This window comes from Methylobacterium sp. Leaf361 (assembly GCF_001424445.1).
Classification (GTDB): Bacteria; Pseudomonadota; Alphaproteobacteria; order Rhizobiales; family Beijerinckiaceae; genus Methylobacterium.
In genome coordinates this window covers 104,823-130,591 of record NZ_LMPY01000067.1, presented here as the reverse complement: position 1 = coordinate 130,591, position 25,769 = coordinate 104,823, and the positions used below count along the sequence as shown (strand labels likewise).

24 protein-coding genes are annotated in these 25,769 nt (G+C 72.6%); 12 read left to right on the top strand and 12 right to left on the bottom strand.

Annotated elements, in window-relative coordinates; genetic code table 11:
* Positions 1–403 precede the first annotated feature (403 nt).
* Positions 404–937: a GcrA family cell cycle regulator gene (locus tag ASG32_RS28945; RefSeq protein WP_020093059.1), complete on the top strand. Its 534-nt coding sequence runs from the start codon at positions 404–406 to the stop codon at positions 935–937.
* A 12-nt stretch (positions 938–949) separates the two neighbouring features.
* Here the strand turns inward: ASG32_RS28945 and ASG32_RS28940 are convergent, their stop codons facing one another.
* Positions 950–1,966, bottom strand: coding sequence for a TAXI family TRAP transporter solute-binding subunit (locus ASG32_RS28940; protein ID WP_244492279.1), 1,017 nt, complete (start codon positions 1,964–1,966; stop codon positions 950–952).
* A 212-nt stretch (positions 1,967–2,178) separates the two neighbouring features.
* On the opposite strand from ASG32_RS28940, the gene cysK reads away from it, so the two are divergent.
* The 5 genes from cysK (at position 2,179) to ASG32_RS34650 (ending at position 4,708) form a co-directional block, all read left to right on the top strand.
* A complete protein-coding gene (gene cysK / locus ASG32_RS28935; protein WP_020093057.1) occupies positions 2,179–3,153 on the top strand; it encodes a cysteine synthase A in 975 nt (324 codons plus the stop codon).
* Positions 3,154–3,474: 321 nt separating this feature from the next.
* Positions 3,475–3,978, top strand: coding sequence for a hypothetical protein (locus ASG32_RS28930; protein WP_056533193.1), 504 nt, complete (start codon positions 3,475–3,477; stop codon positions 3,976–3,978).
* Positions 3,979–4,059: 81 nt separating this feature from the next.
* Complete coding sequence (locus ASG32_RS28925; RefSeq protein WP_056533190.1) at positions 4,060–4,239, top strand: hypothetical protein; 180 nt, start codon at positions 4,060–4,062, stop codon at positions 4,237–4,239.
* Complete coding sequence (locus ASG32_RS28920) at positions 4,239–4,553, top strand: hypothetical protein (protein ID WP_020093054.1); 315 nt, start codon at positions 4,239–4,241, stop codon at positions 4,551–4,553. The genes ASG32_RS28925 and ASG32_RS28920 overlap by 1 nt, the downstream gene beginning before the upstream one ends.
* Positions 4,550–4,708: a hypothetical protein gene (locus tag ASG32_RS34650; protein WP_020093053.1), complete on the top strand. Its 159-nt coding sequence runs from the start codon at positions 4,550–4,552 to the stop codon at positions 4,706–4,708. The genes ASG32_RS28920 and ASG32_RS34650 overlap by 4 nt, the downstream gene beginning before the upstream one ends.
* Before the next feature lie 50 nt (positions 4,709–4,758).
* Here ASG32_RS34650 and ASG32_RS28915 read toward each other — a convergent pair whose 3' ends face one another.
* Both ASG32_RS28915 and typA read right to left on the bottom strand, forming a co-directional pair.
* Positions 4,759–4,992 carry an RAG2 PHD domain containing protein gene (locus ASG32_RS28915; protein ID WP_082558088.1) on the bottom strand — a complete coding sequence of 78 codons (234 nt, stop codon included), beginning with the start codon at positions 4,990–4,992 and terminating at the stop codon, positions 4,759–4,761.
* Between the two features lie 166 nt (positions 4,993–5,158).
* Positions 5,159–6,982, bottom strand: coding sequence for a translational GTPase TypA (typA, locus tag ASG32_RS28910; protein WP_020093051.1), 1,824 nt, complete (start codon positions 6,980–6,982; stop codon positions 5,159–5,161).
* 362 nt (positions 6,983–7,344) lie between these two features.
* On the opposite strand from typA, the gene ASG32_RS28905 reads away from it, so the two are divergent.
* A complete protein-coding gene (locus ASG32_RS28905) occupies positions 7,345–10,005 on the top strand; it encodes an ABC transporter ATP-binding protein/permease (RefSeq protein ID WP_056533187.1) in 2,661 nt (886 codons plus the stop codon).
* 77 nt (positions 10,006–10,082) lie between these two features.
* Positions 10,083–11,519, top strand: a complete 1,437-nt coding sequence (locus ASG32_RS28900; protein WP_082558087.1) for a cytochrome P450 — start codon at positions 10,083–10,085, stop codon at positions 11,517–11,519.
* Here the strand turns inward: ASG32_RS28900 and ASG32_RS28895 are convergent.
* The 5 genes from ASG32_RS28895 to minC (ASG32_RS28875) form a co-directional block, all read right to left on the bottom strand.
* The gene (locus tag ASG32_RS28895) at positions 11,509–12,393 is read right to left on the bottom strand and encodes an alpha/beta hydrolase (RefSeq protein WP_056533184.1); all 885 of its coding nucleotides are present in this window, start codon (positions 12,391–12,393) and stop codon (positions 11,509–11,511) included. The genes ASG32_RS28900 and ASG32_RS28895 overlap by 11 nt on opposite strands.
* A gap of 162 nt (positions 12,394–12,555) precedes the next feature.
* Positions 12,556–12,897 carry a cell division topological specificity factor MinE gene (minE, locus tag ASG32_RS28890; RefSeq protein WP_056533181.1) on the bottom strand — a complete coding sequence of 114 codons (342 nt, stop codon included), beginning with the start codon at positions 12,895–12,897 and terminating at the stop codon, positions 12,556–12,558.
* Positions 12,894–13,709 carry a septum site-determining protein MinD gene (gene minD / locus ASG32_RS28885; RefSeq protein ID WP_020093046.1) on the bottom strand — a complete coding sequence of 272 codons (816 nt, stop codon included), beginning with the start codon at positions 13,707–13,709 and terminating at the stop codon, positions 12,894–12,896. Before minD ends, minE begins: the two co-directional genes overlap by 4 nt.
* 13 nt (positions 13,710–13,722) lie before the next feature.
* Positions 13,723–14,451 carry a septum site-determining protein MinC gene (gene minC, locus ASG32_RS28880; RefSeq protein WP_020093045.1) on the bottom strand — a complete coding sequence of 243 codons (729 nt, stop codon included), beginning with the start codon at positions 14,449–14,451 and terminating at the stop codon, positions 13,723–13,725.
* A 231-nt stretch (positions 14,452–14,682) separates the two neighbouring features.
* A complete protein-coding gene (minC, locus tag ASG32_RS28875; protein ID WP_056533382.1) occupies positions 14,683–15,351 on the bottom strand; it encodes a septum site-determining protein MinC in 669 nt (222 codons plus the stop codon).
* 212 nt (positions 15,352–15,563) lie between these two features.
* Here minC (ASG32_RS28875) and addA point away from each other — a divergent pair, with 212 nt between their 5' ends.
* Together addA and trxA are read left to right on the top strand one after the other, a co-directional pair.
* A complete protein-coding gene (gene addA, locus ASG32_RS28870; protein WP_056533178.1) occupies positions 15,564–19,061 on the top strand; it encodes a double-strand break repair helicase AddA in 3,498 nt (1,165 codons plus the stop codon).
* A 222-nt stretch (positions 19,062–19,283) separates the two neighbouring features.
* The gene (trxA, locus tag ASG32_RS28865; RefSeq protein WP_010682902.1) at positions 19,284–19,607 is read left to right on the top strand and encodes a thioredoxin; all 324 of its coding nucleotides are present in this window, start codon (positions 19,284–19,286) and stop codon (positions 19,605–19,607) included.
* A gap of 124 nt (positions 19,608–19,731) precedes the next feature.
* Here trxA and ASG32_RS28860 read toward each other — a convergent pair whose 3' ends face one another.
* The 4 genes from ASG32_RS28860 to trpA form a co-directional block, all read right to left on the bottom strand.
* Positions 19,732–20,631, bottom strand: a complete 900-nt coding sequence (locus ASG32_RS28860; RefSeq protein WP_056533176.1) for an outer membrane beta-barrel protein — start codon at positions 20,629–20,631, stop codon at positions 19,732–19,734.
* Positions 20,632–20,863: 232 nt separating this feature from the next.
* Complete coding sequence (locus tag ASG32_RS28855; protein ID WP_020093041.1) at positions 20,864–22,189, bottom strand: folylpolyglutamate synthase/dihydrofolate synthase family protein; 1,326 nt, start codon at positions 22,187–22,189, stop codon at positions 20,864–20,866.
* Between the two features lie 8 nt (positions 22,190–22,197).
* A complete protein-coding gene (gene accD, locus ASG32_RS28850; protein ID WP_056533173.1) occupies positions 22,198–23,094 on the bottom strand; it encodes an acetyl-CoA carboxylase, carboxyltransferase subunit beta in 897 nt (298 codons plus the stop codon).
* Between the two features lie 80 nt (positions 23,095–23,174).
* A complete protein-coding gene (trpA, locus tag ASG32_RS28845; RefSeq protein WP_056533170.1) occupies positions 23,175–24,014 on the bottom strand; it encodes a tryptophan synthase subunit alpha in 840 nt (279 codons plus the stop codon).
* Positions 24,015–24,212: 198 nt separating this feature from the next.
* Here trpA and ASG32_RS28840 point away from each other — a divergent pair, with 198 nt between their 5' ends.
* Both ASG32_RS28840 and ASG32_RS28835 read left to right on the top strand, forming a co-directional pair.
* Positions 24,213–24,878, top strand: a complete 666-nt coding sequence (locus tag ASG32_RS28840) for an HAD-IA family hydrolase (RefSeq protein ID WP_020093038.1) — start codon at positions 24,213–24,215, stop codon at positions 24,876–24,878.
* A 102-nt stretch (positions 24,879–24,980) separates the two neighbouring features.
* A complete protein-coding gene (locus ASG32_RS28835; RefSeq protein WP_056533167.1) occupies positions 24,981–25,763 on the top strand; it encodes a fumarylacetoacetate hydrolase family protein in 783 nt (260 codons plus the stop codon).
* Positions 25,764–25,769 lie beyond the last annotated feature (6 nt).

Genomic DNA, 25,769 nt, shown 5'->3' with positions numbered 1-25,769 from the left:
TTGCGGTGGGGTCACGATCCCACGCGATCGGGGCGCAAGCGTGGCCGCTGCGGCCGGCGGCCCGGACGGTGCGGCGCCGTACCGGACACCGGCGGGACCGCGCCGGGGCCGCGCAGGATCGCCCCGGACCCGGCCGACCCGGGCCGGCCCGGGTCATTGCCGGTGGACAGGCGTCGCGGCAGCCCGTGCCCGGCGACCGGCCGCCCTTGCAACGTTCGCGAGCGCCGCGCTAGGGTTCCCCCGTGGCCTGGCGAGACAGGGTGTCGCACGCGATGCGGCAGCCGGTGCGCGGGGGCGCGGTCTGCGCGGCGACACGGTCGGCCGGGATAACGGCTCCTGGCGGCCTGGAAGACGCGGACTGGCCTTCGGGAACGCGGCCGAGCCGCAGGGGGCGGAGGGGATGATGGAAGCGGGTCTCGGCTGGACGGACGATCGCGTGGCGCTGCTGCGCCGCCTGTGGGAAGACGGGCAGAGCGCCAGCAAGATCGCAGCGCAACTCGGCGGCGTCACCCGCAACGCGGTGATCGGCAAGGTCCACCGCCTGGGTCTGGCCGGTCGCGCCCGCGGCGGCGAGGAAGCCGCCACCGCCGTCCCGCCGTCGAAGACGGTCGAGATCGAGACCGCCATCGCGGTGGTCGAGACGCAGGCGCCCGAGCCGGTCGCGATCCTGGCCCACCGTCCGGCCCCGGACTTCCCGGCGCCCGCGCCGGCCGCGGCGCCCGCGCCCGTGGCCCTCGCGGTGTCGGAGCGCGTCACCATCATGGACCTCCGGGAATCCATGTGCCGCTGGCCCCTCGGCGACCCGACGACGCCGGAATTCCGCTTCTGCGGCGCCCGCTCCATCACCGGCCTGCCGTACTGCACCCACCACGCCGAGATCGCCTACCAGCCCGCCGCCGAGCGGAAGCGCGATCGCCGGGTCGCCTCGTTCCGCTGAGCCGCCGCGCCGTCAGCGCAGCGTGACGCCGGCTTCGCGGAGGACGCGGGCGGTGCCTGGATTGACCTGGTCCGCCGGGACGAGGCCGACGAGGTTCCTCGGCTGCGCTTCGGTGAGATCCGTCCGCGCCAGCGCCCGGACGATCCGGTAGGCCGTCTCCTCGTCGAGGCCGGGCCGCGCGATCACGAAGCTCCACGACCCCACCGTCGCGATCGGCTCCGCCTGCCCGGCGAAGCTGCCGGCCGAAACCGTGAGGCGCCGCGTCGCCGCGCCGGGCTGCGCGAGGCGCGCGATGGCCGCCTCGGACGGTCCGAAGAAGCGGGCCCGGCCCGGATCCGCGGCCAGCGCGTGGAAGCCCGGCCAATCGAGGCCGCCGCCCCAGAGCGCGTCGGCGCGGCCCCCCCGCACCAGGGCCGGGCCGTCGCCGGCCCGGTCGAGGAGGATCGGGCTGATGTCGCGCTCGGGATCGAGGCCCGAGGCGCCGAGGACGCTGCGGCCCATGACGGTCAGCCCGGACTTGTGCGTGCCGAGCACGACCCTGCGCCCGCGCAGGTCCGCCACCGAGCGGATCGCGCTGGTCGCCGGCACCACGAACAGGCCCGGCGTCGGGTACATCGGCGCCAGGACGGTCAGGCCGCCGCCCTCGGCGAGGGCCGGGTAGGCGTACTCGCCCTGCACGAGGCCGAGATCGACGCGGCCGGCGCGGAGGAGGCCGACATTCTCGGACGACCCGCCGGTGGCGCGCCGCTCGACGGTCAGGGCCGGGTCCGCGGCCGCGACCGCGCCGGCGAAGGCCTCCCCGAAGGCCGGGAAGCCGCCCCCCGGCGTCGCGGTGGCGAGCACGACGCGGAGCGCCTCGGCGGCGCGCGCCGGCCGCGCCAGGACCAGCCCGAGGCCCGCCAGCAGAGCGGCCCGACGAGTCGGCCGAAGAGGGAGGCCCCGTCCGCCCGTCGGGCGGGATGGTCGGGCAGCGCCGGCCGCGGCCGGACGGGTTGGAGAATAGAATTCCATCAGGAACGGGCCGCTCAATAAAGGTCTTCCACCCCGCCGCGAAAGTTCGCCCAATTCCGGAAAGAACTTTCGGCAACGGCACTTAGCCCGATTGCTCCGGCCGCGGCAACGCGATATCGCAGCCTCCCGTCCGGGCCGGTCAAGCCTCCCCACGCGAGGGCGATCCCTTGGCGGGGCCTCTCCCGGATACGACATCTGTCCGATCCGTCACCACGAGCAGGAGTTCCGCGATGGCCGATACCCTCAACGCACCGGCGAAGGTCGGCCACGGCCGTGTCTACGGCTCGATCACCGAGACGATCGGCAACACCCCTCTGGTGCGCCTGAACCGGCTGCCCAAGGAGCACGGCGTCGACGCCGAGATCCTGCTGAAGCTCGAGTTCTTCAACCCGATCGCGAGCGTGAAGGACCGCATCGGCGTCAACATGATCGACGCCCTGGAGGCCTCCGGGAAGCTCCAGCCCGGCGGCACGCTGGTCGAGCCGACCTCGGGCAACACCGGCATCGCCCTCGCCTTCACGGCGGCGGCCCGCGGCTACCGGCTCATCCTGGTGATGCCCGAGACGATGTCGCTGGAGCGGCGCAAGATGCTCGCCTTCCTGGGCGCGGAGCTGGCGCTCACGCCGGGCGCGCAGGGCATGAAGGGCGCGATCGCCAAGGCCGAGGAGCTCCTGAAGGAGATCCCGGGCTCGGTCATGCCGCAGCAATTCTCCAACCCGGCCAACCCGGAGATCCACCGGAAGACCACCGCCGAGGAGATCTGGAGCGACACGGGCGGCCAGCTCGACGCGTTCGTGGCCGGCGTCGGCACCGGCGGCACCGTGACGGGCGTCGGCGAGGTGCTGAAGCCGCGCCTGCCGAACCTGAAGGTCTTCGCGGTGGAGCCGGAGGACAGCCCGGTGATCTCCGGCGGCCAGCCCGGCCCGCACAAGATCCAGGGCATCGGCGCCGGGTTCATCCCCGACAACCTGCACACGAGCATCCTCGACGGCGTCCTGAAGGTCACCAACCAGGCGGCGTTCGAGACCTCCCGGGCGCTCGCCCGGCTGGAGGGCATCCCCGGCGGCATCTCCACCGGCGGCAACGTCGCGGCGGCGCTGGAGCTGGCCAAGCGCCCCGAGTTCCAGGGCAAGCGGATCGTGACGGTCGCCTGCTCGTTCGCCGAGCGCTACATCTCCTCGGCGCTGTTCGACGGGATCGGCTGAACCCGGCATCGGAGCGGCCTTCGGGCCGCTCCCCTACGGAGCGCTGATCGAATCGCACCGGCGCGGATCGCGGCGATGTGGATCCGCGCGCGCTTCCGGTCCCCCGGGGCGGACACGATCGTCGCGACCCACGGAATTTTTCATTTTATCACAGTCATAAAATTATTTATCCTTGATCTGTATCTGTCTCTTTCAAAACTTATTCGCAGCATAATACTGAGTTCTGAGCGAAATTTTCGGATCAACACTGCGATCTCCCGTGCCTGGACGCCAGAAAAACTCTCCGCTAACGCCGACTGGTGAACGGACAGTGACGATCTCATGCGCGGCCTCCTGCTTCTCGTGTTCGGCCTCTGGGCTCAGACGGCGATGGCCCAGGGCTTCGCGGTCCACGACCTGACCGGCCTGGCCGAGGCCGCCCGATCGGCGCTCGGACCGGCGGCCACGGCGCGGGCGGAGGCCGGGCAGCTCGGCCTGCACTGCGCCGCCTGCGCGGGCGCCCCGGCGATCGAGCTGCGGATCGGGCGCCTGACGGACGGGACCGAGGCCCGGGTCCGCTCGGGCAGGACGACCCTCGCGGCGCTCGAGGCGCTCTGCGTGCGGCGCAATCCGGATTGCCGGCTCTCGGCACTGCCCGCCGGCCCGGCGATCGGCTGGTTGAGCGTGTACGCGCTGGACGGCGGCGCCGGGGCGACCGCGGTCATCCTCCGGGACGGCGATCTGCTGACGATCGAGGCGCGGGCATCGGATCGCGGGGCCGCGGAGGATGCGGCGCGGCGCCTCATGCAGGCCGTCCTGCCCCGGATCGTCGGGCCGGAGACCTGAACCGACCGCCTCCGGTCGCCCAGTTCGCGCAACCCTCCCCGGCCGCCTCCGTTGTCCCCCGAAGAGGCAGAGAGGCGAGCCATGACAGACCAGACCGGACGACCCGCGCGGGAGGATGCCGAGGCCGCGGTGGCCAACGAGACCGAGACGCCGCGCGAGAAGCTCGGCCAGATGGAGGACAAGGCGCGGTCAGCCACGGATCTCGGCGAGGCGATCGACCGCGCCACCGCCGCCGTCGGCCAGGACGACGGGAAGCGCTGATGGTCAGGCCGACGAGCGAATCCGGCACGGTCACCCGCAAGCCCGACGACAAGGTCGGTTCGCGCGGGAGCCCGCCCGCCGGGGGCGGCCATCAGACGGCCGATCAGGCGGCGATCACCGACATGGGCTCCGGCGAGGCGCCGCGGACCGAACCGAAGGAGGGATGGGGCGCGGCCGGAGAGCCCGGGCGCGCGCCGCCGGCGGTCGGCGGCTCCTCGGGCGGCCACTCGGACCAGAAGGCCTCGCGGGGTCCGGCTGCCGACACGAAGGTCGCGGGCGGGCACTACCGGGCGGAGCGGGAGAATCGGGAATGACCGAGCGTCGCGAGACCGGCGCGCAGCCGGACAAGCCGAAGAACGTCGCCCCCGACGCGGTCAAGGACCCGAACGAGAAGACGGAGGGCAAGCCCGGCCAGGGGACGCCCGCCGGCGGAACGCAGAACGACGAGACCGATCCCGGGGGCAGCTGACGCGACCGGGATGCCGCCGCGGCGGCATCCCCCGCGCGGCGGCGCGCGGCTCAGGAGAGACGGAAGGGGATCGGCCCGGAAGCCAGCGGGACGTCGCCGGGACGGCAGCCGGTCTCGACGCAGGCGTAGCGGATCGCGTCCTGGCGGCTGCGGAAGATACCTCCGGCACGCCCACCGGTCTCGACGGCGACCCAGTGACCCTCGCCGTCCTGGCCGACGAGGTATGAGGGCGGCGCGGCGGCGGCCTGCGCGAGCGACGGAAGCGGGTTCAGCGCGACGGGCATCGGTGTCACGGGGTTCACGCGGGCCTCTCGGGTCCGCCCCATCGAAATATTGCCCCCGGCATAAGGGTTCGATGGGTCCGAGAGCGGCCAGGAATAAGGGCCACATCAGCAACCGGGCCTGAGCGCCCGGTTGCCGGTCGTTCACGATCGGTGACGGTCGCGCGCCTCAGGCGGCGTTCTCCTTCGACCGCTCGGCCCGCTTGCGGTCGTTCGGGTCGAGGATCGCCTTGCGCAGGCGGATCGACTTCGGCGTCACCTCGACGAGCTCGTCGTCCTGGATCCAGGCCAGCGAGCGCTCCAGGGTCATCCGGATCGGCGGGGTGAGGCGCACGGCCTCGTCCTTCGACGTGGTGCGGATGTTGGTGAGCTTCTTGCCCTTGAGCACGTTCACCTCGAGATCGTTCTCGCGGTTGTGCTCGCCGACGATCATGCCCTGGTACACCTTCCAGCCCGGCTCGATCATCATCGGGCCGCGGTCCTCCAGGTTCCACATGGCGTAGGCCACGGCCTCACCCTGGTCGTTGGAGATCAGCACGCCGTTGCGCCGGCCCGGCATCTCGCCCTTGTAGGGCTCGTACGCCTTGAACAGCCGGTTCATGATCGCGGTGCCGCGGGTGTCGGTGAGCAGCTCGCCCTGGTAGCCGATCAGGCCGCGGGTCGGGGCATGGAACACGAGGCGCAGGCGGTTGCCGCCCGACGGCCGCATCTCCAGCATCTCGGCCTTCCGCTCGGACATCTTCTGGACGACGACGCCGGAATGCTCCTCGTCGACGTCGATCACGACCTCCTCGATCGGCTCCAGCAGGCCGCCGGCCTCGTCGCGCTCGTACACGACCCGCGGCCGCGACACGGCGATCTCGAAGCCCTCGCGGCGCATGGTCTCGATCAGGATCGAGAGCTGCAGCTCGCCGCGGCCCGAGACGTAGAAGCTGTCCTTGTCGGCCGCCTCCTCGATCTTGAGCGTGACGTTGCCCTCGGCCTCCTTGAACAGGCGGTCGCGGATCATGCGGCTCGTGACCTTGTCGCCCTCGGTGCCGGCGAGCGGGCTGTCGTTGACGATGAACGACATCGTCACGGTCGGCGGGTCGATCGGCTGCGCCTGGATCGGGGTCTCGACCTGCGGGTCGCAGAAGGTGTCGGCGACGGTGCCCTTGATCAGACCGGCGATCGACACGATGTCGCCCGCCTCGCCGATGTCGATCGGCGCGCGCTCCAGGCCGCGGAAGGCGAGGATCTTCGACACGCGGCCGGTCTCGACGACCTTGCCGTGACGGTCGAGCACCTTGATCTGCTGGTTCGGCTTCACCGAGCCCGCGGCGATCCGGCCGGTGATGATGCGGCCGAGGAACGGGTTGGCCTCGAGCAGGGTGCCGAGCATCCGGAACGGCCCCTCCTCGGTCCGGGCCGGCGGCACGTGCTTGAGCACGAGGTCGAACAGCGGCTCGAGGCCGACCGACGGGTCCGCGTCCGGGCTGTCGGCCATCCAGCCGTTGCGGCCCGACCCGTAGAGGATCGGGAAGTCGAGCTGCTCGTCGGTGGCGTCCAGGGCGGCGAACAGGTCGAACACCTCGTTCACGACCTCGTTGATCCGCGCGTCCGGACGGTCGACCTTGTTGATCGCCACGATCGGGCGCAGGCCGATCTTGAGCGCCTTGCCGACCACGAACTTGGTCTGGGGCATCGGCCCCTCGGCGGCGTCCACCAGCACGATCACGCCGTCGACCATCGACAGGATGCGCTCGACCTCACCGCCGAAATCGGCGTGGCCGGGGGTGTCGACGATGTTGACGCGGGTGTCCTTCCAGACGACCGAGGTCGCCTTGGCGAGGATCGTGATGCCACGCTCCTTCTCGAGGTCGTTCGAGTCCATCGCCCGCTCCTCGACCCGCTGATTCTCGCGGAAGGTGCCGGATTGGGCCAGCAGCTTGTCGACGAGGGTCGTCTTGCCGTGGTCGACGTGAGCGATGATGGCGATGTTGCGCAGTTTCATGGCGGCCCGAAACGGGTTGTGCCGGCTCCCTGGCGGCCGCGCGGCGCGGCCGTCCGCGCCGGTTCAGGTACGGAGTCGTGGTGGTTGCGTCGCAATATAAGGACGCGCGCCCTTGGGCAAGGCCGCTGAGGTCATGGGGGCCTCGCGTGACCGGGATTGCTGGGGGAAGATCGGCGTCGGGATCCGGCGCCGAGTGCCCTATATGACGGCGCGATGACACCGCGGCCGGCGGGAATCCGCGCCTATCGGGCTGTATTGGATGAAACCGGATCCCTCGGGTAGCGTATCGACCAGGATCAGGCGTCCGGCTGCGGCGATTCGGCCGTCGGGCCGCCAGGGCGGGCTTTCGTCGGAAGGACACGATGCGCGCGCTTGAGCCGCGGCTGTTCCCGTATATCTGGCGCTACTCCAAGGTCGCGCAGCTCCGGATCTGCGCCGTCGTGCTGGCGTCGCTCCCGTTCTATTTCGCCTCGCTCGACCTGCCGAAGCGCATCGTCAACGACGCGATCACGGGGAAGGCCTACGCGCACGGCGAGGCGACCGCGCCGTTCCTCGAGCTCACCGTCGAGTGGCCCGCCTTCCTGGGCGGCGGCAAGACGCACCTGTTCGAGGGGTTCCAGCTCGACCGGTTCGAGCTGCTGCTCAGCCTGTCGACGCTGTTCCTCAGCCTCGTCCTGATCAACGGCGCGTTCAAGTTCTGGATCAACCTCCAGAAGGGCATTCTCGGCGAGCGGATGCTGCGCCGCCTGCGGTTCCAGCTGTTCTCGCTGATGCTGCGCTTCTCCCCGGAGACGCAGCGGGAGGTGAAATCCTCCGAGACCGCGACGATCATCCGGGACGAGGTCGAGCCGATCGGCTCCTTCATCGGCGACGCGATCGTGGTGCCGGTGTTCCTGGGCACGCAGGCCGCGACGGCGCTGGCCTTCATCATGATGCAGAACATCTGGCTCGGCATCGCGGCCGGCGGCATGGTCGCCGTGCAGATGACCGTGATCCCGCGGCTGCGGCGGGAGATCATCCGTCTCAGCCGCCAGCGCCAGATTGCGTCCCGCGCCCTGGCCGGGCGCGTCGCCGAGGTGCTCGACGGCCTGCAGGCGGTGACGCTGAACGACACCGGCCGCTGGGAACGCGCGGAGATCGGCGGCCGCCTCTACCGGCTCTACGACCTGCGCCTGCGGATCTACCGCCGCAAGTTCGCGGTCAAATACCTCAACAACCTGCTCGCGCAGGTGACGCCGTTCCTGTTCTACGCGATCGGCGGCTACTTCGCCCTGAAGGGCCAGCTCGACATCGGCCAGCTCGTGGCGGTCCTGGCCGCCTACCGGGACCTGCCGCCGCCCCTTAAGGAGCTGATCGACTGGGATCAGCAGCGCCTCGACGTCGAGGTCAAGTACGAGACCGTGGCGGCGCATTTCGGCCCGCAGCGCCTCCTGCCGGCCGAGCACGAATCCGAGCGCGCGGCGCCCCGGCTCGGCGGGCCGCTGCGGCTGGAGGGCCTGCAGCTGCGCGATCCGCAGGGCGGCTCCCTGATCGAGGTCGGCGACGCGGAGGTGCGCCTCCCCGGGCAGGTCGCCCTGGTCCCGCCCGGGGCGATCGCGCAGGAATTCGTCCGCGTGCTCGCCGGGCTCCAGTCGCCGCCCGGGGGCACGGTCCGGATCGGCGAGCACGACCTCTCGACGCTGCCGCGCCGCGACCACGCGCGGCGCATCGCCTACGCGGGCGTCCAGCCCGTGCTGTTCCCCGGGACGCTGCGCGACAACGTCCTCTACGGGCTGCGCGTGCACCCGCTGCGCACCAAGAGCCTCGACCTCAGCAAGGCGCGGATCAACGAGGCGGTGAAGACCGGCAACCCCTGCGACAGCGTCGAGGACCCCTGGATCGACTTCAAGCGCCTCGGCGTCCGGGATGCCGACGAGCTCGACGAGCGCCTGCTCGACCTGCTCGGCCGGCTCGACCTCGGCGACGAGCTCTACCGGTTCGGGCTCGGCGCCCTGAGTTCGGTCGCCCACGACACGCCGGTGGGCCAGCGCATGATCGCGGCGCGGGAGCACCTGCGCGAGCATTTCGCCCAGAAGGGTCTCGCCGACCTCGTGATCCCCTTCGCCCGGGGCCACTACAACGAGCAGGCCACCGTCGGGGAGAACCTGCTGTTCGGCGTCCCCCGCGACCCGACGCTGACGGATCCGCGCCGCCTCGCCGGCGTCCCCCTGTTCCGCGACGCGCTGGAGAAGGTGAAGCTCCTCGACGAGCTCGACCGGATGGGCGTCGCCATCGCCAGCAACCTCAAGGACATCTTCGCCGACGTGCCGCCGGGCCACCCGCTGTTCCGGCGGTTCTCGCTGATCACCCCGGACGCGCTGCCCGACTACCTGCGCCGGCTCGCGCGCCTGCCCGATGACGGGCGGCTGAGCGAGACCGACAGCGTGGCCTTCCTGGCGCTGGCCCTCGCCTATGTCGAGCCGCGGATGCGCTTCGGGCTGCTCGACGAGACCCTGGCCAAGCGCATGGTCGGCGCGCGGGCGGTCGTGCAGGGCTTCATGCACGGCGACGACGGCTGCGACGTCGAATCCTACGACCCGAACCGGATCAACCCGCGCAGCACCGTCCTCGACAACCTGCTGTTCGGCCGCATCGACACGGCGCGGATGCACGGCGAGGCGCTGATCCAGAAGGAGGCCCGCGCGGTGTTCCGGGAGTTCGACCTGGAGCGGCCGATCCAGCGGCGCGGCCTCGAGAAGGAGGTCGGCAACCGCGGCCAGCTGCTCGCCGAGCGCGTGCGGGTGCGGGTCGGCCTCGCGCGGGCGATCCTGCGCGAGCCGGAGATCCTCGTGGTCGATCGGGTGGACGAGCACCTGGAGCGGGGCGTCGACACGCTGCTCGACGTGACCGAGACCGCCCTGCCCCGGGCGAGCCTCGTGGCGAGCCTGTCGCCGGAATCCGACCCGGCCCGGTTCCCCGCGCGCCTGCCGATCCAGAGTGCCGACCGGAGTGCCGAAGCGCGCCTGCGCGCGGCGGCGGAATGACGTAAGCGTGACCGGTCCGCGCGGGGCGCGGCCGGCGGTTTACAGGGCTGCCCGTCTCCGGCACAGGATGGCACCCCATGCCAACATTCTCGGACGCCACCGCGACCCCGGACCGGACGATCCCGAGCCTCGCCGGGACGCCGCGCGTGGTGCCGCCGCACCGCGCCCCGCCCGAGCGCGAGCTGCCGCTGCCCGCCTACCTGCGGTCGATCCGCGACAACGCGCTCGCGGGCTTCCCCCGGCGCGCCTTCGAGGAGCCGGTCACCCGCCGGGGCCTGCTCGGGCGGTCGAGCTTCGTGCTGAACGACCCCGAGGCGATCCGCCGGGTGCTCGTCGAGAATCAGGCGAACTACGCCCGCACCACCGGGACGACCCGCATCCTGCGCCCGATCCTCGGTGACGGGCTCCTGATCAGCGAGGGCTCGGCGTGGCGGCACCAGCGGCGCACCCTGGCGCCGGCCTTCACGCCGCGGGCGATCGACGGCCTCGTCCCCCACATCGCCGCCGCCGTGACCGACGGGATGGAGCGCATCGCCGCCGAGGCCGCGGCGGGGCCGGTCGACCTGTTCACGTCCTTCTACCGGCTCGCCCTCGAGATCGCCGGGCGCGCCATGTTCTCGGTGGGGATGGACCAGCACGGCGCCGAGCTGCGCCAGTTCATCGCCGAGTACGCCGAGCGGATGGGGCGGCCGCACCTCCTCGACATCGTCACCCCCCCGGGCTGGCCGGTGCCCCTCGACTGGTCGCGCCGCCGGTTCCGGCGCCGGTGGATCCCCTTCCTCGACCGGATCATCGCGGCGCGCCGGGCGGTCGAGGGGAACAGGGCCCGCTCGGGCGATTTGCTCGACCTGCTCGCGGCCGCGCGCAATCCCGATACCGGCGCCGCCTTCACGCCCGACGAGCTGCGCGACCAAGTCGCCACCATGATCCTGGCGGGCCACGAGACCACGGCCGGCACCCTGTTCTGGGCGGCCTACCTGCTGGCCCTCGCCCCGGAGGTGCAGGAGCGGGTCGCCGCCGAGGCGCGGGCCGCCGACCTCGCCGACCCCACCGGCTGCCAGAGCGACGGGCGGCTGCCGCTCACCCGCGCGGTGATCGACGAGACCCTGCGCCTGTACCCGGCGGCCTTCGTGGTCGTCCGGCGGGCGCTGGGCCCGGACAACGTGGCGGGCCACGCCGTGAAGGCGAGCGACATCGTCATGGTGAGCCCCTGGGTGCTCCACCGCCACCGGTCGCTCTGGCCGGACCCGGACGCGTTCGATCCGGGCCGCTTCCTGCCCGGCGCCCCCGCCCCGCGGCGCTTCGCCTACCTGCCCTTCGGGGCCGGCCCGCGGGTCTGCATCGGCGCGCAGTTCGCCCTGAGCGAGGCCGTCCTCTCCCTGGCGCGGGTGCTCCAGCGGTTCCGGCTGGTGCTCGACGAGCGCGAGCCGGTGCTGCCCCAGGCGGTCGTGACGACCCAGCCCGATCGCCCCGCGCGCTTCCGGCTGATCCCCCGCGAGCCGCTCAGCCCCTGATCCCGGTGATCGTCGCCGAGATCGCCCGGGGGTCGCGCATCGGCCAGCGGCCGCTCTCCACCTGCGCGAGGAAGTCGTCCAGCAGGCGGTTGTAGGCGTCCGGCTCCTCGACCGAGAGGGCGTGGCCGGTATTGGGCAGCACGGCGAGGGCGGCGGAGGGGATGACCCGCTTGAGCATCAGGCTCGGGGTGAGGCAGGGCCAGTCCTCGTCGCCGGCGACGATCAGGGTCGGGACGGTCATGCGCCCCAGCTCGTCCGTGAGATCGTAGAGCGACGGCCGCCCCTTCTGCACGCCGGCCTGGGTGTTGGCCGAGCCGAGGGCCGAATGCTCGGCGAGCATCCGCCTGAACTCGGCGTGCCCGCGCGGGTCCTTGGTCTCGAACTGCACCCGCGTCGGCCCGACGGCGTAGCGCTCCGCGAAGGCCGCCATGCCGTCGCGGAGGAGCATCGCGGCGGTGGCGTCCGCCTCGGCGCGGAACAGCGCCTGCCGCTCGGGCTCCGCGCCGTAGCCGCAGCCGCCGAGGCAGAGCGACAGCGCGCGGTCGGGATGCCGCAGGCCGAAATGCAGGGTCGCGAAGGCGCCCATCGAGATGCCGGCGACGTGGGCCTTCGGCGCGCCGAGATGGTCGAGGATGGCCAGGATGTCGTCGGCCGCGCGCGCCTGCGCGTAGGCCGAGACGGCCTCCGGCACGTCGGAGGGCGGGTAGCCCCGGGCGTTGAACGCGACCGCGCGGTAGCGGCGGCCGAAATGGCGCAGCTGCGCCTCGTAGCTGCGGAGATCGCCGGCGAACTCGTGTACGAAGATCAGCGGCGTCCCCTGGCCGCTTTCCTCGTAGTGTAGCCGTATCCCGTCGTCCGTCGTGGCGCTCGGCATGGCGATCCTCTCATCGGCCTCCCCCGGGTTTCCGAGATGGCGCGACGGGGCGCCCGGTCGAGAGTCGGGACCGGAGTTCGTGGAAGGAACGACGAAGCCGCACCCGGCGGACCGGGCGCGGCTTGCGATCTTCCGTGCCGGCGGGGACGCTCCCCGCCCGGCTCAAGCGGCCTTCTTGGAGGAGGCCGGCTTGGCGGCCCCCTTCTTGGCGGCGACGTCGGCGAGCTTCGCGGCCAGCTTGGCGTCGAGCTTGCCCGAGGCACCGAGCGGCAGCTCGATGTCGAGGCCGAGGGTCGAGACACCCTCGCCGCGCTCCAGGGTGACCTTCACCTTGTCGGGCTCCACCGCGACGTGGTTGGCGATCACCGCCAGGATCTCCTCCCGGAGCTGGATCACGAGGTCGGGGCGACCCGACTCCGCGCGCTCGTGGGCGAGGATCAGCTGCAGGCGGTCGCGGGCGACCGCGCCGGAGCTGCGCTTCTGGAACAGTCCCAGGATGCTCACGCCGCCCTCCGCATGAACAGCTTGTCGAGGAAGGACTTGCGCTCGACCGGCAGGCTCATCGGCACGGACTCGCCCTTGAGCCGGCGGGCCGCGTCGGCATAGGCCCGCGCCGGGGCGCAGAGCGGGTTGTTCAGCGTCACCGGGCAGCCGAGGTTCGAGGCGCGCAGCACCTCCTGGCTCTCCGGGATGATCGCGAGCAGCGGGATCGACAGGATGTCGAGCACGTCCTCGGTCTTGAGCATGTCGCCGCGGTCGGCCCGCATCGGGTCGTAGCGGGTGAGGATCAGGTGCTTCTCGATGTCCTCGCCCTTCTCCGCCTTGGCGGTCTTGGAATCGAGGAGGCCGATGATCCGGTCGGAGTCGCGCACCGAGGAGACCTCGGGGTTGGTCACGACCACCGCCACGTCGGCGTGGTGCATGGCGAGCTGGGCGCCGCGCTCGATGCCGGCGGGGGAATCGCAGATCACCCAGTCAAACTTCGCGCGCAGCTCGTCCATCACCCGGGCCACGCCCTCATCGGTGAGCGCGTCCTTGTCGCGGGTCTGCGAGGCCGGCAGCAGGTGCAGGGTCTCGAGCCGCTTGTCCTTGATCAGCGCCTGCGGGAGCTTGGCGTCGCCGTTGACCACGTTGATGAGGTCGTAGACGACCCGGCGCTCGGCGCCCATGACGAGGTCCAGGTTGCGCAGGCCGACGTCGAAGTCGACGACGCACACGCTCTGCCCGCCCTGGGCCAGGGCCGCTCCGAGGGCCGCGGTCGTCGTCGTCTTGCCGACGCCGCCCTTGCCCGATGTGACGACGAGAACCTTTGCCACGCGTCGATCTCCCTTAATCCAGGCTTGCCATTCGGATGTTGCCGCCATCGAGCCAGACCTGGGCGGCCTTGCCGCGCAGGGCCGTGCCCATGTCCTCCGCCGTCCGCACGAGGCGGTCGATCCCCAGCAACTCGGGTTCGAATTTTCGGCAGTAGATTCGTGCGCGCGGGTTGCGCGCGGCTCCGGCGATCGCGCGACCGCGCAGGGCGCCGTAGACGTGGATGGATCCGCCGGCCAGGATCTCGGCCCCTGAGGAGACCGAGCCCATCACGGTCACGTCGCCGGTCGGGTTGATGACGCTCTGGCCGGAGCGGACCGAGCCCTCGACGGTGATCGAGGTGACCACCTGCGGCTCCGGCTCGGCCGGGACGCTCGGGATCTCGATCGTCTCGGACGGGTGCCCCTTGACCAGCAGCGGCGGCAGGCCGTCCACCACCGCGTCGGCCCCCTCGATGCCCAGGACCGCGATGCCGCGGGCCTTGAGCTCGTTCATGAGCGTCTCGAGCGCGTCCGGCTCGGGCTTGAGCTGGGCGCAGTCCAGGATGACGGCCCGGCCTTTCAGCAGGGTCGGCGAGCGCTTGAGCGCCGCGTCGAGGCCCGCGAGCCACTCGGGGAGCGGCGGCTCGGGGGAGAGGGCCAGGGCCTTGAAGGCCCGCCCGCGCAGGCTGAGCGGCCGGGGCGCGGAAGGAGCCGCCGCTGTGGCGGTCTCCGGGTCGATCGGCTCGGGGAGGGTGTCGCTCATGTCCGCCCGTTAAGAGTCCTTACCGGACCATTGACGGCGGGTATGGTTACCGAAGGGTTAAGTTTCTGATCCGGTCGGCAAATTCTGCCGGGATCCTTGTATCGGGGCAGCGGAGGATGGTCTCACGCCCTCGGGCGCGCGTCGCGGGGGGCTCGGCCCCAGTCTCCGTGGGTTCTGCGCGGGCTGAAAGGCCGTTAACCGACGGCCTGAACGCCGGAGCTGCGAAGCCTCTCAACCTCGCTCGAACAGGTTCAGCTTGATCGCGTCCTCCAGCAGCCGCACCTCCACGGCCTGCCCCCGGAAGGCCGGGTCGAGGTCGTCGGCGGCGCGGTAGAGACCGTCGATCGCGACCAGCTCCGGCTCGAACCGCCGGCACCAGATCCGCGCCGTCGGGTTGCCGGCGGCGCCGGCGATCGCGCGGCCGCGCAGGGCGCCGTAGACGTGGATCGAGCCGCCCGCGATGACCTCGGCGCCCGACGCCACGGCGCCCAGCACCGTGACGTCGCCCTCGAGGTGCAGGACGGTCTGGCCGGAGCGCACGGGCGCGTCGAGGATCAGCGAGCGGGCCGTCTCCCTGGCCTGCGGCTCGGCCGGCGCGGGCGCGTCCGCGGCCGACTCGTCCGGGGCGGCGATCTCCCCCGCGGGGCGCCCGCCCGACAGGGCCGGCGGGGTCGCGGAATCCAGGAGCGACGGCGCCGCGCCCTCGATCCCCAGGATCGGGATGTTGCGGGCGGCCAGCTCGGCGAGCAGACCGTCGAGATCCTCGCGGTTGAGCCGCAATCCGGACAGGTCGAGGATCACCGGCCGGCCGGCGAAGAAGTTCGGGGCACGGCGGTTGAGGGCGTCGAGGTCGCCGAACCAGTCGGCGACCGGGGGGATCGGCGCCAGGACGGTGGCCATGAAGGAGCGGCCGCGGAAGCGGATCGGCGGGCGCGCCGGCTCGGATGTCGGCTGGGTCACGGGCGTGTTCGGTGTGCGCGGAAGGGATCGTCTGCATCCATGGGACGGCGCCGCGCCCGGGGCAATCCCGCGAGGGCCGGTGTGACGCCTTGGCGGGCCCGCGGGCGCGTTTCTGTTGTAGAGAGAGCCGGCAGCCGAGCCGGACCGGACCGTTGAGCAGCGCCACCCCGCACGCCCCCGCCCCCTTCGTCGTCGACGACCTGACCCGCGCCAACCAGCGTCGGGCGGCCGACCCGCGCGCCTCCGCCTGGGTCTCGGCCAACGCCGGCGCGGGCAAGACCAAGGTCCTCACCGACCGGGTGGTCCGGCTGCTCCTCGACGAGGCGCCGCCCGGCCGGATCCTGTGCCTGACCTTCACCAAGGCCGCCGCGGCCAACATGGCGATCCGCGTCTTCCGGCTGCTCGGCCGCTGGGTCACGCTGGACGACGAGACCCTCGCCGCCGAACTCGCCGAGCTCACCGGCGAGCGCGCCGGGCCCGAGCGCCTGCGGCTGGCGCGCCGCCTCTTCGCCCGGGCGGTCGAGACGCCGGGCGGCCTCAAGATCGAGACGCTGCACGCCCTGTGCGAGCGGCTGCTCCACATGTTCCCCTTCGAGGCGAACGTGCCGGCCCGCTTCGTGGTGCTCGACGAGGCCAAGGCCCGGGAACTGTTCGACATCGAGATGGCCAACGTCCTGGCCGACGCCGTCGCGAACGGCGACACGCCGCTCAGCGCCGCCCTCGCGCGGGTCACGCCGGAAGCCACGGGCGACACCCTGCGGGCGGCGATCCGGGCAGCCATGCGGGCGCGGAGCTTCATCGGCGACGCCGCCGGCCTGGAGCGGGCCTTCGGGCGGCTGCACGGGGCGCTGGGGCTGGCGGCCGAGGAGTCCGCCGAGCGGATCGAGGCCGGGATCCTCGCGGGCGGTCCCGGGTGCCGCCCGGAGGAGCGCGCCGCGCTGGTCGCGGCGCTGCGCACCGGCAAGGCCAACGACGAGAAGCTCGCAGACGCGCTCGAAGCCGCCGAGGCCGAGCGGCTCCGCGCGGCGGACCTTCCCGACCGGGCCGAGGCGCTCGCCCTCTACCGCGCGGTCTTCTTCAACCAGAAGGACGAGCCCAAGGCCGACGGCAGCCTCGGGACCAAGGGCGTGCCGGCCGGCGCCAAGGCGGCGTTGCTCGCCGAGCGGGACCGGCTGGATCCGCTGTTCGACCGCCTGCGCGCCGCCCGGGCCCATGCCCGCACGCAGGCGCTGTTCCAGATCGCCGCCGAGATCCACCGCCGCGTCGAGGCGCAGAAGGCGCGCCTCGGCGCCCTCGACTTCGACGACCTGATCCACAAGGCGCTGGACCTGCTCGGCCGCGTCGGCGCCGGCTGGGTCCTGTACAAGCTCGACCGCGGCATCGACCACGTCCTCGTCGACGAGGCGCAGGACACGAACCCGGAGCAGTGGGCGATCCTGCGGGCGATCACGCAGGAATTCGCCGCCGGCGAGGGCGCGCGCTCCGGCAGCCGCACGCGCTTCGCGGTAGGCGACCCCAAGCAGTCGATCTACGGCTTCCAGGGCGCGGAGCCGCGGGAATTCGCCCTGACCCGCGCGTCCTGGATCGCGGAATCGCGCTCGGCCGGACTGACCTTCGAGGACGTGCCGCTCACCCTGTCGTTCCGCTCGACCGATCTCGTCCTGCGCGCCGTCGACGCGGTCTTCGCCCTCGACGCGCACAACGAGGGCCTGTCGTTCGAGGACACGGTCCGCACGACCGTCCACGCCAGCGCCCGCCCGGGCGCGCCCGGCGCCGTCGAGCTGTGGCCGATCGCCGAGCCGGAGCCGGCCGCCGAGCCCGATGCCTGGACCGCCCCCGTGGACGCGCCCGAGACCAGCGCTCCCGCGATCGTCACCGCCCGCCGGGTGGCGCAGGCGGTGCGCGCCTGGACCACCGCGGGGGACGCGACCGGCCGAATCTGGCGCCCCGGGGACGTGCTGATCCTGGTCCGGAAGCGCGGGCCGGCCTTCGAGGAGGTGATCCGCGCCCTGAAGGGGCTCGGCGTCCCGGTCGCCGGGCAGGACCGGCTCGAGGTCTCCGCCCACATCGCGGTGGCCGACCTCGTCGCCGCCGGCCGGGCGGGCCTCCTGCCGGCCGACGACCTGACCCTCGCCACCGCCCTCAAGACGCCGCTCGTCGGGCTCACCGACGAGGACCTCGTGCGGATCGCCGCCCGCCGCGACCTCGCCGAGACCCTGGAGGATGCCCTGCACCGCCACGCCGCGGCGGGCGACGCGGCCGCGCGGCGCGGGCTCGAGGCCCTGTCGGGCTGGATCGCCCTGGCGGGGCTCCACGGCCCGTTCGGTTTCTACGCCCGGCTCCTCGGGCCGCAAGGCGGCCGGGCCAAGCTGGTCGCCCGCCTCGGCGGCGAGGCCGGGGACGCGATCGACGTGTTCCTCGCCGCCGCCGCCCAGGCCGAGACCGGCGAGGACGCCCCGTCGCTGGGCGGCTTCCTCGCCCGCTACGTCGGGGCCGAGGCCGGCCACACGGTCAAGCGCGACCTCGAATCGGGCCGCGACGAGGTCCGGGTCATGACGGTCCACGGCGCCAAGGGCCTGGAGGCGCCGGTCGTGGTGATCCTCGACGGGTGCGAGCCCCTCGGCCGCAACGACCCGCCCCTCCTGCCGCTCCCGGCGACGGACATCGCCCTGCCGCCGGTCTGGTCGGGCGGACGGACGCAGGACTGTGCCGCCACCGACGCGGCGCGGGCGGCCCTGCTCGCCAAGGCCCGGCAGGAGCACAACCGCCTGCTCTACGTCGCCATGACCCGCGCGGCCGACCGGCTGATCGTGGCGCCCTTCCGCGGCCACGAGCGCGAGACCGAGGCGGCGTGGTGCCGGATGATCCAGGCCGGCCTGGAGGCGGCACTCGGCGCCGGCCGGGCGCTGGAACTCCCCTACGGGCCCGCGACCCTCTGGCAGGACGGCGCCCCGCCGGATCCCGCTCCCGCCGCGGGTGCCGCGTCGGCCGGAGCGGAGGCCGGGCCGGAGCCCGACTGGCTGCGCGGCCCGGTGCCGCCGGAACCGACCTCCGAGGCCCTGAACCCGTCCGGCGCCCTGCAGGCGGCGGACGGCGCGCGCGTGCCGCCGCCGCGCCTCGCCGACGCGCAGGCCCGGCGCCGCGGGATCCTGACCCACGCCCTGCTGCAGCACCTGCCCCGGGTCGAGCCGGACCGCCGGGAGACGGCCGGGCGCGCCTTCGTGCAGGCCCGGGCGCCCGGTCTGCCGCGCGCGGCCGCCCCCGCGATCGTCCGGTCGGTCCTCCGGATCATCGACGCCCCCGACCTCGCGCCGCTCTTCGCCCGGGACGCCCGCGCGGAGGTGGCGCTGTCGGGGCGTGTCCGTGCCGGCGGGGTCGACCGGGCGGTCCAGGGGCGCGTCGACCGCCTCGCCGTGACGGCGGACACGGTGCACCTCGCCGACTTCAAGACCGGGCGCCCGCCCGAGCCCGGCGCGCCGCTGCCCGCCGCGGAGGCCGGCCAGATCGCCCTCTACGCGCGCCTCCTCGCCCAGATCTACCCGGGCCGGACGATCCGGCCGATTCTCGTCTGGACCTCGGGGCCGGTGATCCGCGCCCTCGATTCCGACGACGTCGCGACGGCCCTGGACCGGATCGGGATCGAGGCGTGACCCGTGCCCCCGGGCGCGTGCCCGGAAGCGGTCCGCATGCGCCAGCGCACGTCGCGGCGCGGCGATTCACCGAGAGAGCCGTGCGTCCCGGGCACCCCCGCCCTCCCCCGGCGACCGGACTTCTTGACCGGGCGCCGGGCCGTCGCCAATTCTGACCGGACCGCGCGGGCCTCTGCCCGTTCGACGCCGCCCGACGGGCGGCGGATTCCGAAAGGTGACGTTATGGCGACGGTGAAAGTAACCGACGCGAGCTTTGAGCAGGACGTTCTCAAGTCCGCCGAGCCCGTCGTGGTGGATTTCTGGGCGGAGTGGTGCGGCCCGTGCCGTCAGATCGGCCCGGCCCTCGAGGAGATCGCGACCGACCTGCAGGGCAAGGTGAAGATCGCCAAGGTCAACGTCGACGAGAACCCGCAGATCGCCGCCCAGTACGGCATCCGCTCGATCCCGACGCTGCTGCTCTTCAAGAACGGCGAGCGCGTGGACCAGAAGGTCGGCGCCGCACCGAAGGGCGACCTGTCGCGCTGGATCGGCGCCCAGACCGCCTGACCCGCCGTCACGGCTCCGAACGACAAAAAGAAAGCCCGGCCGCGAGGCCGGGCTTTCTCGGTTTCGAGCCCAAGTTTTTTTATTTCGGGATCCCGGTGCTTGGCCCGGGATCCCGTATTCCGTCTCAGTACGAGCCGAACTTGTAGTTCAGGCCGGCGCGGACGACGGCGAAGGCGTTCTCGTTCCGGCTGGCGCCGGCGAGCGAGTACACCGGCACGAGGCCGACCGGGGAGATCGCAGCACCAACCAGCGGCGCCTGGGCGCGGCCGTTGTTGTTGTCGAGGTTCACGTACAGACCTTCGACCTTCAGCGTGACGGCCGAAGAGCGGAAGAAGTTCAGGAACGAGTCGGTGGGCAGGGCGTACTCGACACCGCCGCCGACCGTCCAGCCGGTCTTGAAGTCGTTCCGGCGGCCGGCGAAGTTCTGCAGGCCGACGCGAGCGCCGTCATCCGTGCCGGTGGCGTAGGCGAAACCGCCGGTGGCGTACACGAGGGTCCGGTCGAAGGCCCAGCCGAGACGACCGCGGACGGTGCCGAAGAAGTCGATGGTGTTGAGCGTGCCGTTGACCGGGATGAAGCCCGGGTTGATCGCCACGGCGTTGGTGGCGAAGCGGGCGCGACGGCCGAAGTCGAGGTACTGGGCGTCAGCCTCGAAGCCGATCACGGCGCCGGAGCCCGGGGTCAGCTGCCAGTTGTAGCCGATCTGGCCACCGCCCGAGAAACCCTCGCGGCTGTCGTTGCTGTAGACCAGCGACGAGCCGTTCGGCAGCAGGGCCTGGTAGGGGACGAGACCGCCCGGAACCAGAGCGACCGGGTTGCCGGGCGTCTGGACGAAGCCGCGGGTGGAGTTGCTGCTGGCGTCGAACGCGTAGCCGGCGTTGATACCGAAGTAGGCGCCGGTCCAGGTGAACACCGGAACGGGGGTGAACACCGGCGGCGGCGCGGCGCGGCGCGGCAGGTCGGCGGCCGAAGCGGCGGCCGTGAGCGCGGTGAACGCCGCGAGAGTGGTGAGAAGCTTCTTCATTACTGTGATCCCCAGCATAAGCCCGATCGCCGGTGAAACTATGCGATCGGGCCCCGCGAGGATGTAGCTTAGCTGCCACAGCGGGAGGAAAGCGTGGCCGTGGACGGGTGTCCGTCCGGGCGATTGCGGCGATTCGACGGATTTTCGAATGCAGAATCCGGATTTCACAGGTCTCCGGACCCCGGCCACTTGATACAGCGGCCGCGCGCGGCGCTCTCAGACTGGAGACGACTCAGACCGGCGGCGTGTCGTTGGCGGCGAGAACCATGCCGGCCAAGTAGAGCGATCCGCAGATCAGGATTCGCGGCGGGCGCTCGAAGGCGATGTCCCGCACGAGGGCGAGGGCCGCCTCGATGCTCGGCGCCGCGTAGGTCTTGAGGCCGACATCCTCGCCGATCCGGGCCACCTCCTCGGCCGGGCGCGCGGCCATGGTCCCGGTGATCGGGACGGCCACCAGGGCCCGGGCCAGGCCCACGAAGTTGCGCAGGAACCCGTCGGCGTCCTTCGTGCCGAGCAGGCCGACCACGAGGACGAGCGGCACGTCGCTCTTCTCGCCGAGATCCGCCATGGCGGCCGCGAGGATCCGGCCGCCGTCGATGTTGTGGCCGCCGTCGAGCCAGAGCTCGGTGCCGGCATCGAGCTGGGCGGCCAGCCGGCCGCGGCCGAGGCGCTGCAGCCGGCCCGGCCACTCGACCTCGGTCAGGCCCCGCTCCAGGGCCGCGATCCCGATGTCGCCGAACCCGGCGGCGCGCAGCGCGGTGATCGCGGTTCCGGCGTTGACCAGCTGGTGACGCCCGGCGAGGCGCGGCCGCGGGAGGTCGAACAGGTCGGTCTCGTCCTGGTAGACGAGCCGGCCGCGCTCCTCGTGCACGGAGAAGTCCTGATTGCCCACCAGCACGGGCCCGGCCCCGAGGGCCTCCGCGCGCCGGCAGAGGACGGCGTCGGCCTCGGCGTAGTCCTGGGCGGCGATCACCGCCGGGCAGCCGCGCTTGAAGATCCCGGCCTTCTCGGTCGCGACCGACTCGACCGTGTCGCCGAGATACTCGGCATGATCGCGGCCGATCGGCGTCACCACCGCGCAGGCCGGCCGGTCGATGACGTTGGTGGCGTCGAGCCGGCCCCCGAGGCCGACCTCCAGGAGCAGGACGTCGGCCGGGCTCTCCGAGAAGAGCAGGAACGCCGCGGCCGTGGTGATCTCGAACATCGTGATCGGCTCGCCGGCATTGGCGCTCTCGCAGCGCGCGAAGGCGTCGGCCAGCCGGTCCTCGTCCACGAAGTGCCCGCCGCCGATCCCGCCGATGCGGATCCGCTCGTGGAAGCGGACGAGGTGCGGGGAGGTGTAGACGTGGGCGGCCAGGCCCCCGGCCTCCAGGATCGACCGCATGAACGCGATGGTCGAGCCCTTGCCGTTGGTGCCGGCCACGTGGATCACGGGCGGCAGGCGGCGCTCGGGATGGTTGAGCCGCGCGAGCAGCCGCTCGATGCGCCCGAGCGACAGGTCGATGGTGCGGGGGTGGAGCGCCAGGAAGCGCGCCATCAGGGCGTCGGACGAGGCCATCGCCGGGCTCAGGCCGCCTCGGAGGCCGCGGCCGGCGCGCCGGCCTGGGACACGTTGGTCAGGAGGCTGCAGAGACGCGTGATCGTCTCCTTGAGCTGGTGCCGGTGGACCACCTGATCGACCATGCCGTGCTCGCGCAGGTACTCCGCCCGCTGGAAGCCGTCGGGCAGCTTCTCGCGGATCGTCTGCTCGATCACCCGCGGTCCCGCGAAGCAGATCAGCGCGCCGGGCTCGGCGAGGTGGACGTCGCCCAGCATCGCGTAGGAGGCGGTGACGCCGCCCGTGGTCGGGTTCGTCAGCACCACGATGTAGGGGAGCCGGGCCGCGTTGAGTCGGCGCACCGCCACGGTGGTCCGCGGCATCTGCATCAGCGACAGGATCCCCTCCTGCATGCGCGCGCCGCCGGAGGCCGCGAACAGCACGTAGGGCGTGCGCTTCTCCAGCGCCGTCTCGGCGCCGCGCACGAAGGCCTCGCCCGCCGCCATGCCGAGCGATCCGGCCATGAAGCCGAATTCCTGCGCGGCCAGCGTCATCGGAAGGCCGCCGACCCGGCCGAAGCCGATCTTGAACGCGTCCTGCAGGCCGGTCTTGGCCCGGGCCTCCTTGAGCCGGTCGACGTAGCGCTTCTCGTCGCGGAACTTCAGCGGGTCGGGGGTGACCTCGGGCAGGGCCACGTCGATCCACGTGCCCTCGTCGAACATCATCTTCAGGCGCGCCTGGGCGCCCATCTTCAGGTGATGCTCGGAACCGGGAATGACCCAGTGATTGGCCTCCACCTCCTTGTGGAACACCATCTGCCCCGTGTCCGGGCACTTGACCCAGAGGTTCTCGGGCGTCTCGCGCTTGAACAAGGTCTTGATCCGGGGGCGCACCACCTCCGAGATCCAGTTCATCGGTTCGACCATCGACTTGCGTCCGTCCGCTTCAAGCCCGCGCAGATATCAGGTGCGGCGCGCTCCGCCGCCAGGGGTGCCCGGTCCGCCCGTCAGGCGGCCCGTCCGACGCCCGCCGACCGCACGCCCGCGGCGAGTTCGCGCACCAGCTCCGTCACAGCCTCGACGGTTCCGGGCTGCGGCCGGCCCTCGCCGTCGAGGGAGCGCACCAGGACGTCCACGAGCGCGGAGCCGACCACGACGCCGTCAGCGCCCTCAGCGATCGCCGCCGCGTGGGCGCCGGTCTTGACGCCGAACCCCACGACGACGGGCAGCTCGGTGTGGCGGCGGATGCGGGCGACCGCCTCGGAGACCTTGCCGAAATCCGGGGTCGCCGTCCCGGTGATGCCGGTGATCGACACGTAGTAGACGAAGCCCGCCGTGTTCGCGAGGACGGCCGGCAGGCGCCGCTCGTCGGTGGTGGGCGTGGCGAGGCGGATGAAGGCGAGGCCCTTGCCGAGGGCCGGCAGGCACAGCTCGGAATCCTCCTCGGGCGGGAGATCGACGACGATCAGCCCGTCGACGCCGGCCGCCAGCGCGTCGTCGAGGAAGCGGTCGACGCCGTAGGTGTGGATCGGGTTGTAGTACCCCATCAGCACGATTGGCGTGGTGTCGTTGCCGGCGCGGAAGCGGCGCACGAGGTCGAGGGTGCCCGACACCGTCTGGCCCGCCTTGAGCGCCCGCAGGCCGGCCGCCTGGATCGCCGGGCCGTCCGCCATCGGGTCGGTGAACGGCAGGCCGAATTCCAGGATGTCGGCGCCGGCGCCCGGCAGCGCCTTCAGGACCTCGAGTGAGGTCGCGGGATCGGGATCGCCGGACATCACGTAGGTGACGAGGACGGACCGGTTCTCCGCGCGGGCGCGGGCGAAGGTGGCGTCGATGCGGCTCGGCATGGTCGGTCGATGTTCGCTTCTGCAGGGCCGCCGACGGCCCGGGATTGCCCCCGCGCTACACCAAAGGCACCGGCCCGTGAAGCGGGCGGGCCCGCGGCGACCGCGGGCGAAGGCGTCCCGGAGGCCCGGCCACGCGCGAGACGCGGCCATGCGCGCGGGCCGGTTGCCGGCGCGCCGCCGCCGGCCTAGCCCTCGCCCATGCCCGAGTCAGCCCTCCCGTCGCGCCCCCTGGCGGCGCTCCTGTTCGACATGGACGGGACGATCATCAGCTCGATCGCCTCCGCGGAGCGGATCTGGTCGCGCTGGGCCGAGGCGCACGGCCTCGACGCGGCCTCCTTCCTGCCGACGATCCACGGCGTGCAGTCGGTCGAGACCATCCGGCGGCTGAACCTGCCGGGCGTCGATCCCGTGGCCGAGGCGGCCGCGATCACCGAGGCCGAGATGGCGGATGTCGACGACATCGTGGCCATCCCGGGGGCGCAGGCCTTCCTGGAGGCGCTGCCGCGCCACCGCTGGGCGATCGTCACCTCGGCGCCCCGGCGGCTGGCGGAGCGCCGCCTCGCGGCGGCCGGAATGCCGGTCCCCGACCTTCTGGTGGCCGCCGAGGACGTGGCGCGGGGCAAGCCCGCGCCGGACTGCTTCCTCCTGGCAGCTGGGCGCCTCGGCGTCGCGGCGCCGGACTGCCTCGTGTTCGAGGACGCCCCGGCCGGCATCCGGGCGGCCGAGGCCGCGGATGCGGCCGTCGTGGTCGTCACCGCGACCCATCACGAGCCGGTGAGGACCAATCATCCCACCATCGCCGACTACACCGGGCTGCGCGTCGCGGCGGCCCCGGAGGGGATCCGGGTGACACGGACCGCCTGAGCCTCTCCATCCCGGCCGCGGATCCGCTGGCGGCCGGCCCCGCCCGGTCGTATCGCCCGCCTGCGCCGCGCGGCGCGCGGATCAAGGTGAAGGGACACGGCCATGGCAACGATCAGTCGACGCCGCGCGCTCGGGGCGGTCGCCGCCGGGGCCGCCGCGGGCCTCGGCCCCGCCGCGGCCGCCGAGGCGCAGCCGGCCCCGCTGTTCCCGCTGCCGCAGGCCATCATCCCGATCCTGGGCGAGGCGCAGGTCTTCCCGGTCCGCCGGATCTACTGCATCGGCCGGAACTACGCGGCCCACGCCCGCGAGATGGGCTCAGACCCGTCGCGCGAGCCGCCCTTCTTCTTCCAGAAGCCGGCGGATGCCGTGCAGGTCGTCGCGGGCGGCGTCGCCGACCATCCCTACCCTTCGCTGACCCAGAACTACCACCACGAGATCGAACTCGTCGCCGTGCTGAAGTCGGGCGGTCGCGACATCGCGGCCGCGCAGGCGCTCGACCACGTCTACGGCTACGCCACCGGCCTCGACATGACCCGCCGGGACCTCCAGCGCGGCATGGGCAACCAGAAGAAGCCCTGGGAGATCGGCAAGAGCTTCGACCAGTCCGCGCCGATCACGCCGATCCTGCCGGTCGCCCGGGTCGGGCATCCGGCGCGCGGCCGCATCCGGCTCGCCGTGAACGGCACCGTGCGGCAGGACGCCGACCTGTCGGACATGATCTGGTCGGTCGCCGAGCAGATCGCCGAGCTGTCGCGGGCCTTCGAGCTGAAGGCCGGCGACATCGTCTTCTCGGGAACGCCCGAGAATGTCGGGCCGGTCGTCCGCGGGGACGTGCTCGCCGGCTCCATCGAGGGCCTGCCGGACCTGTCGATCCGCATCGTGTGATCGCGC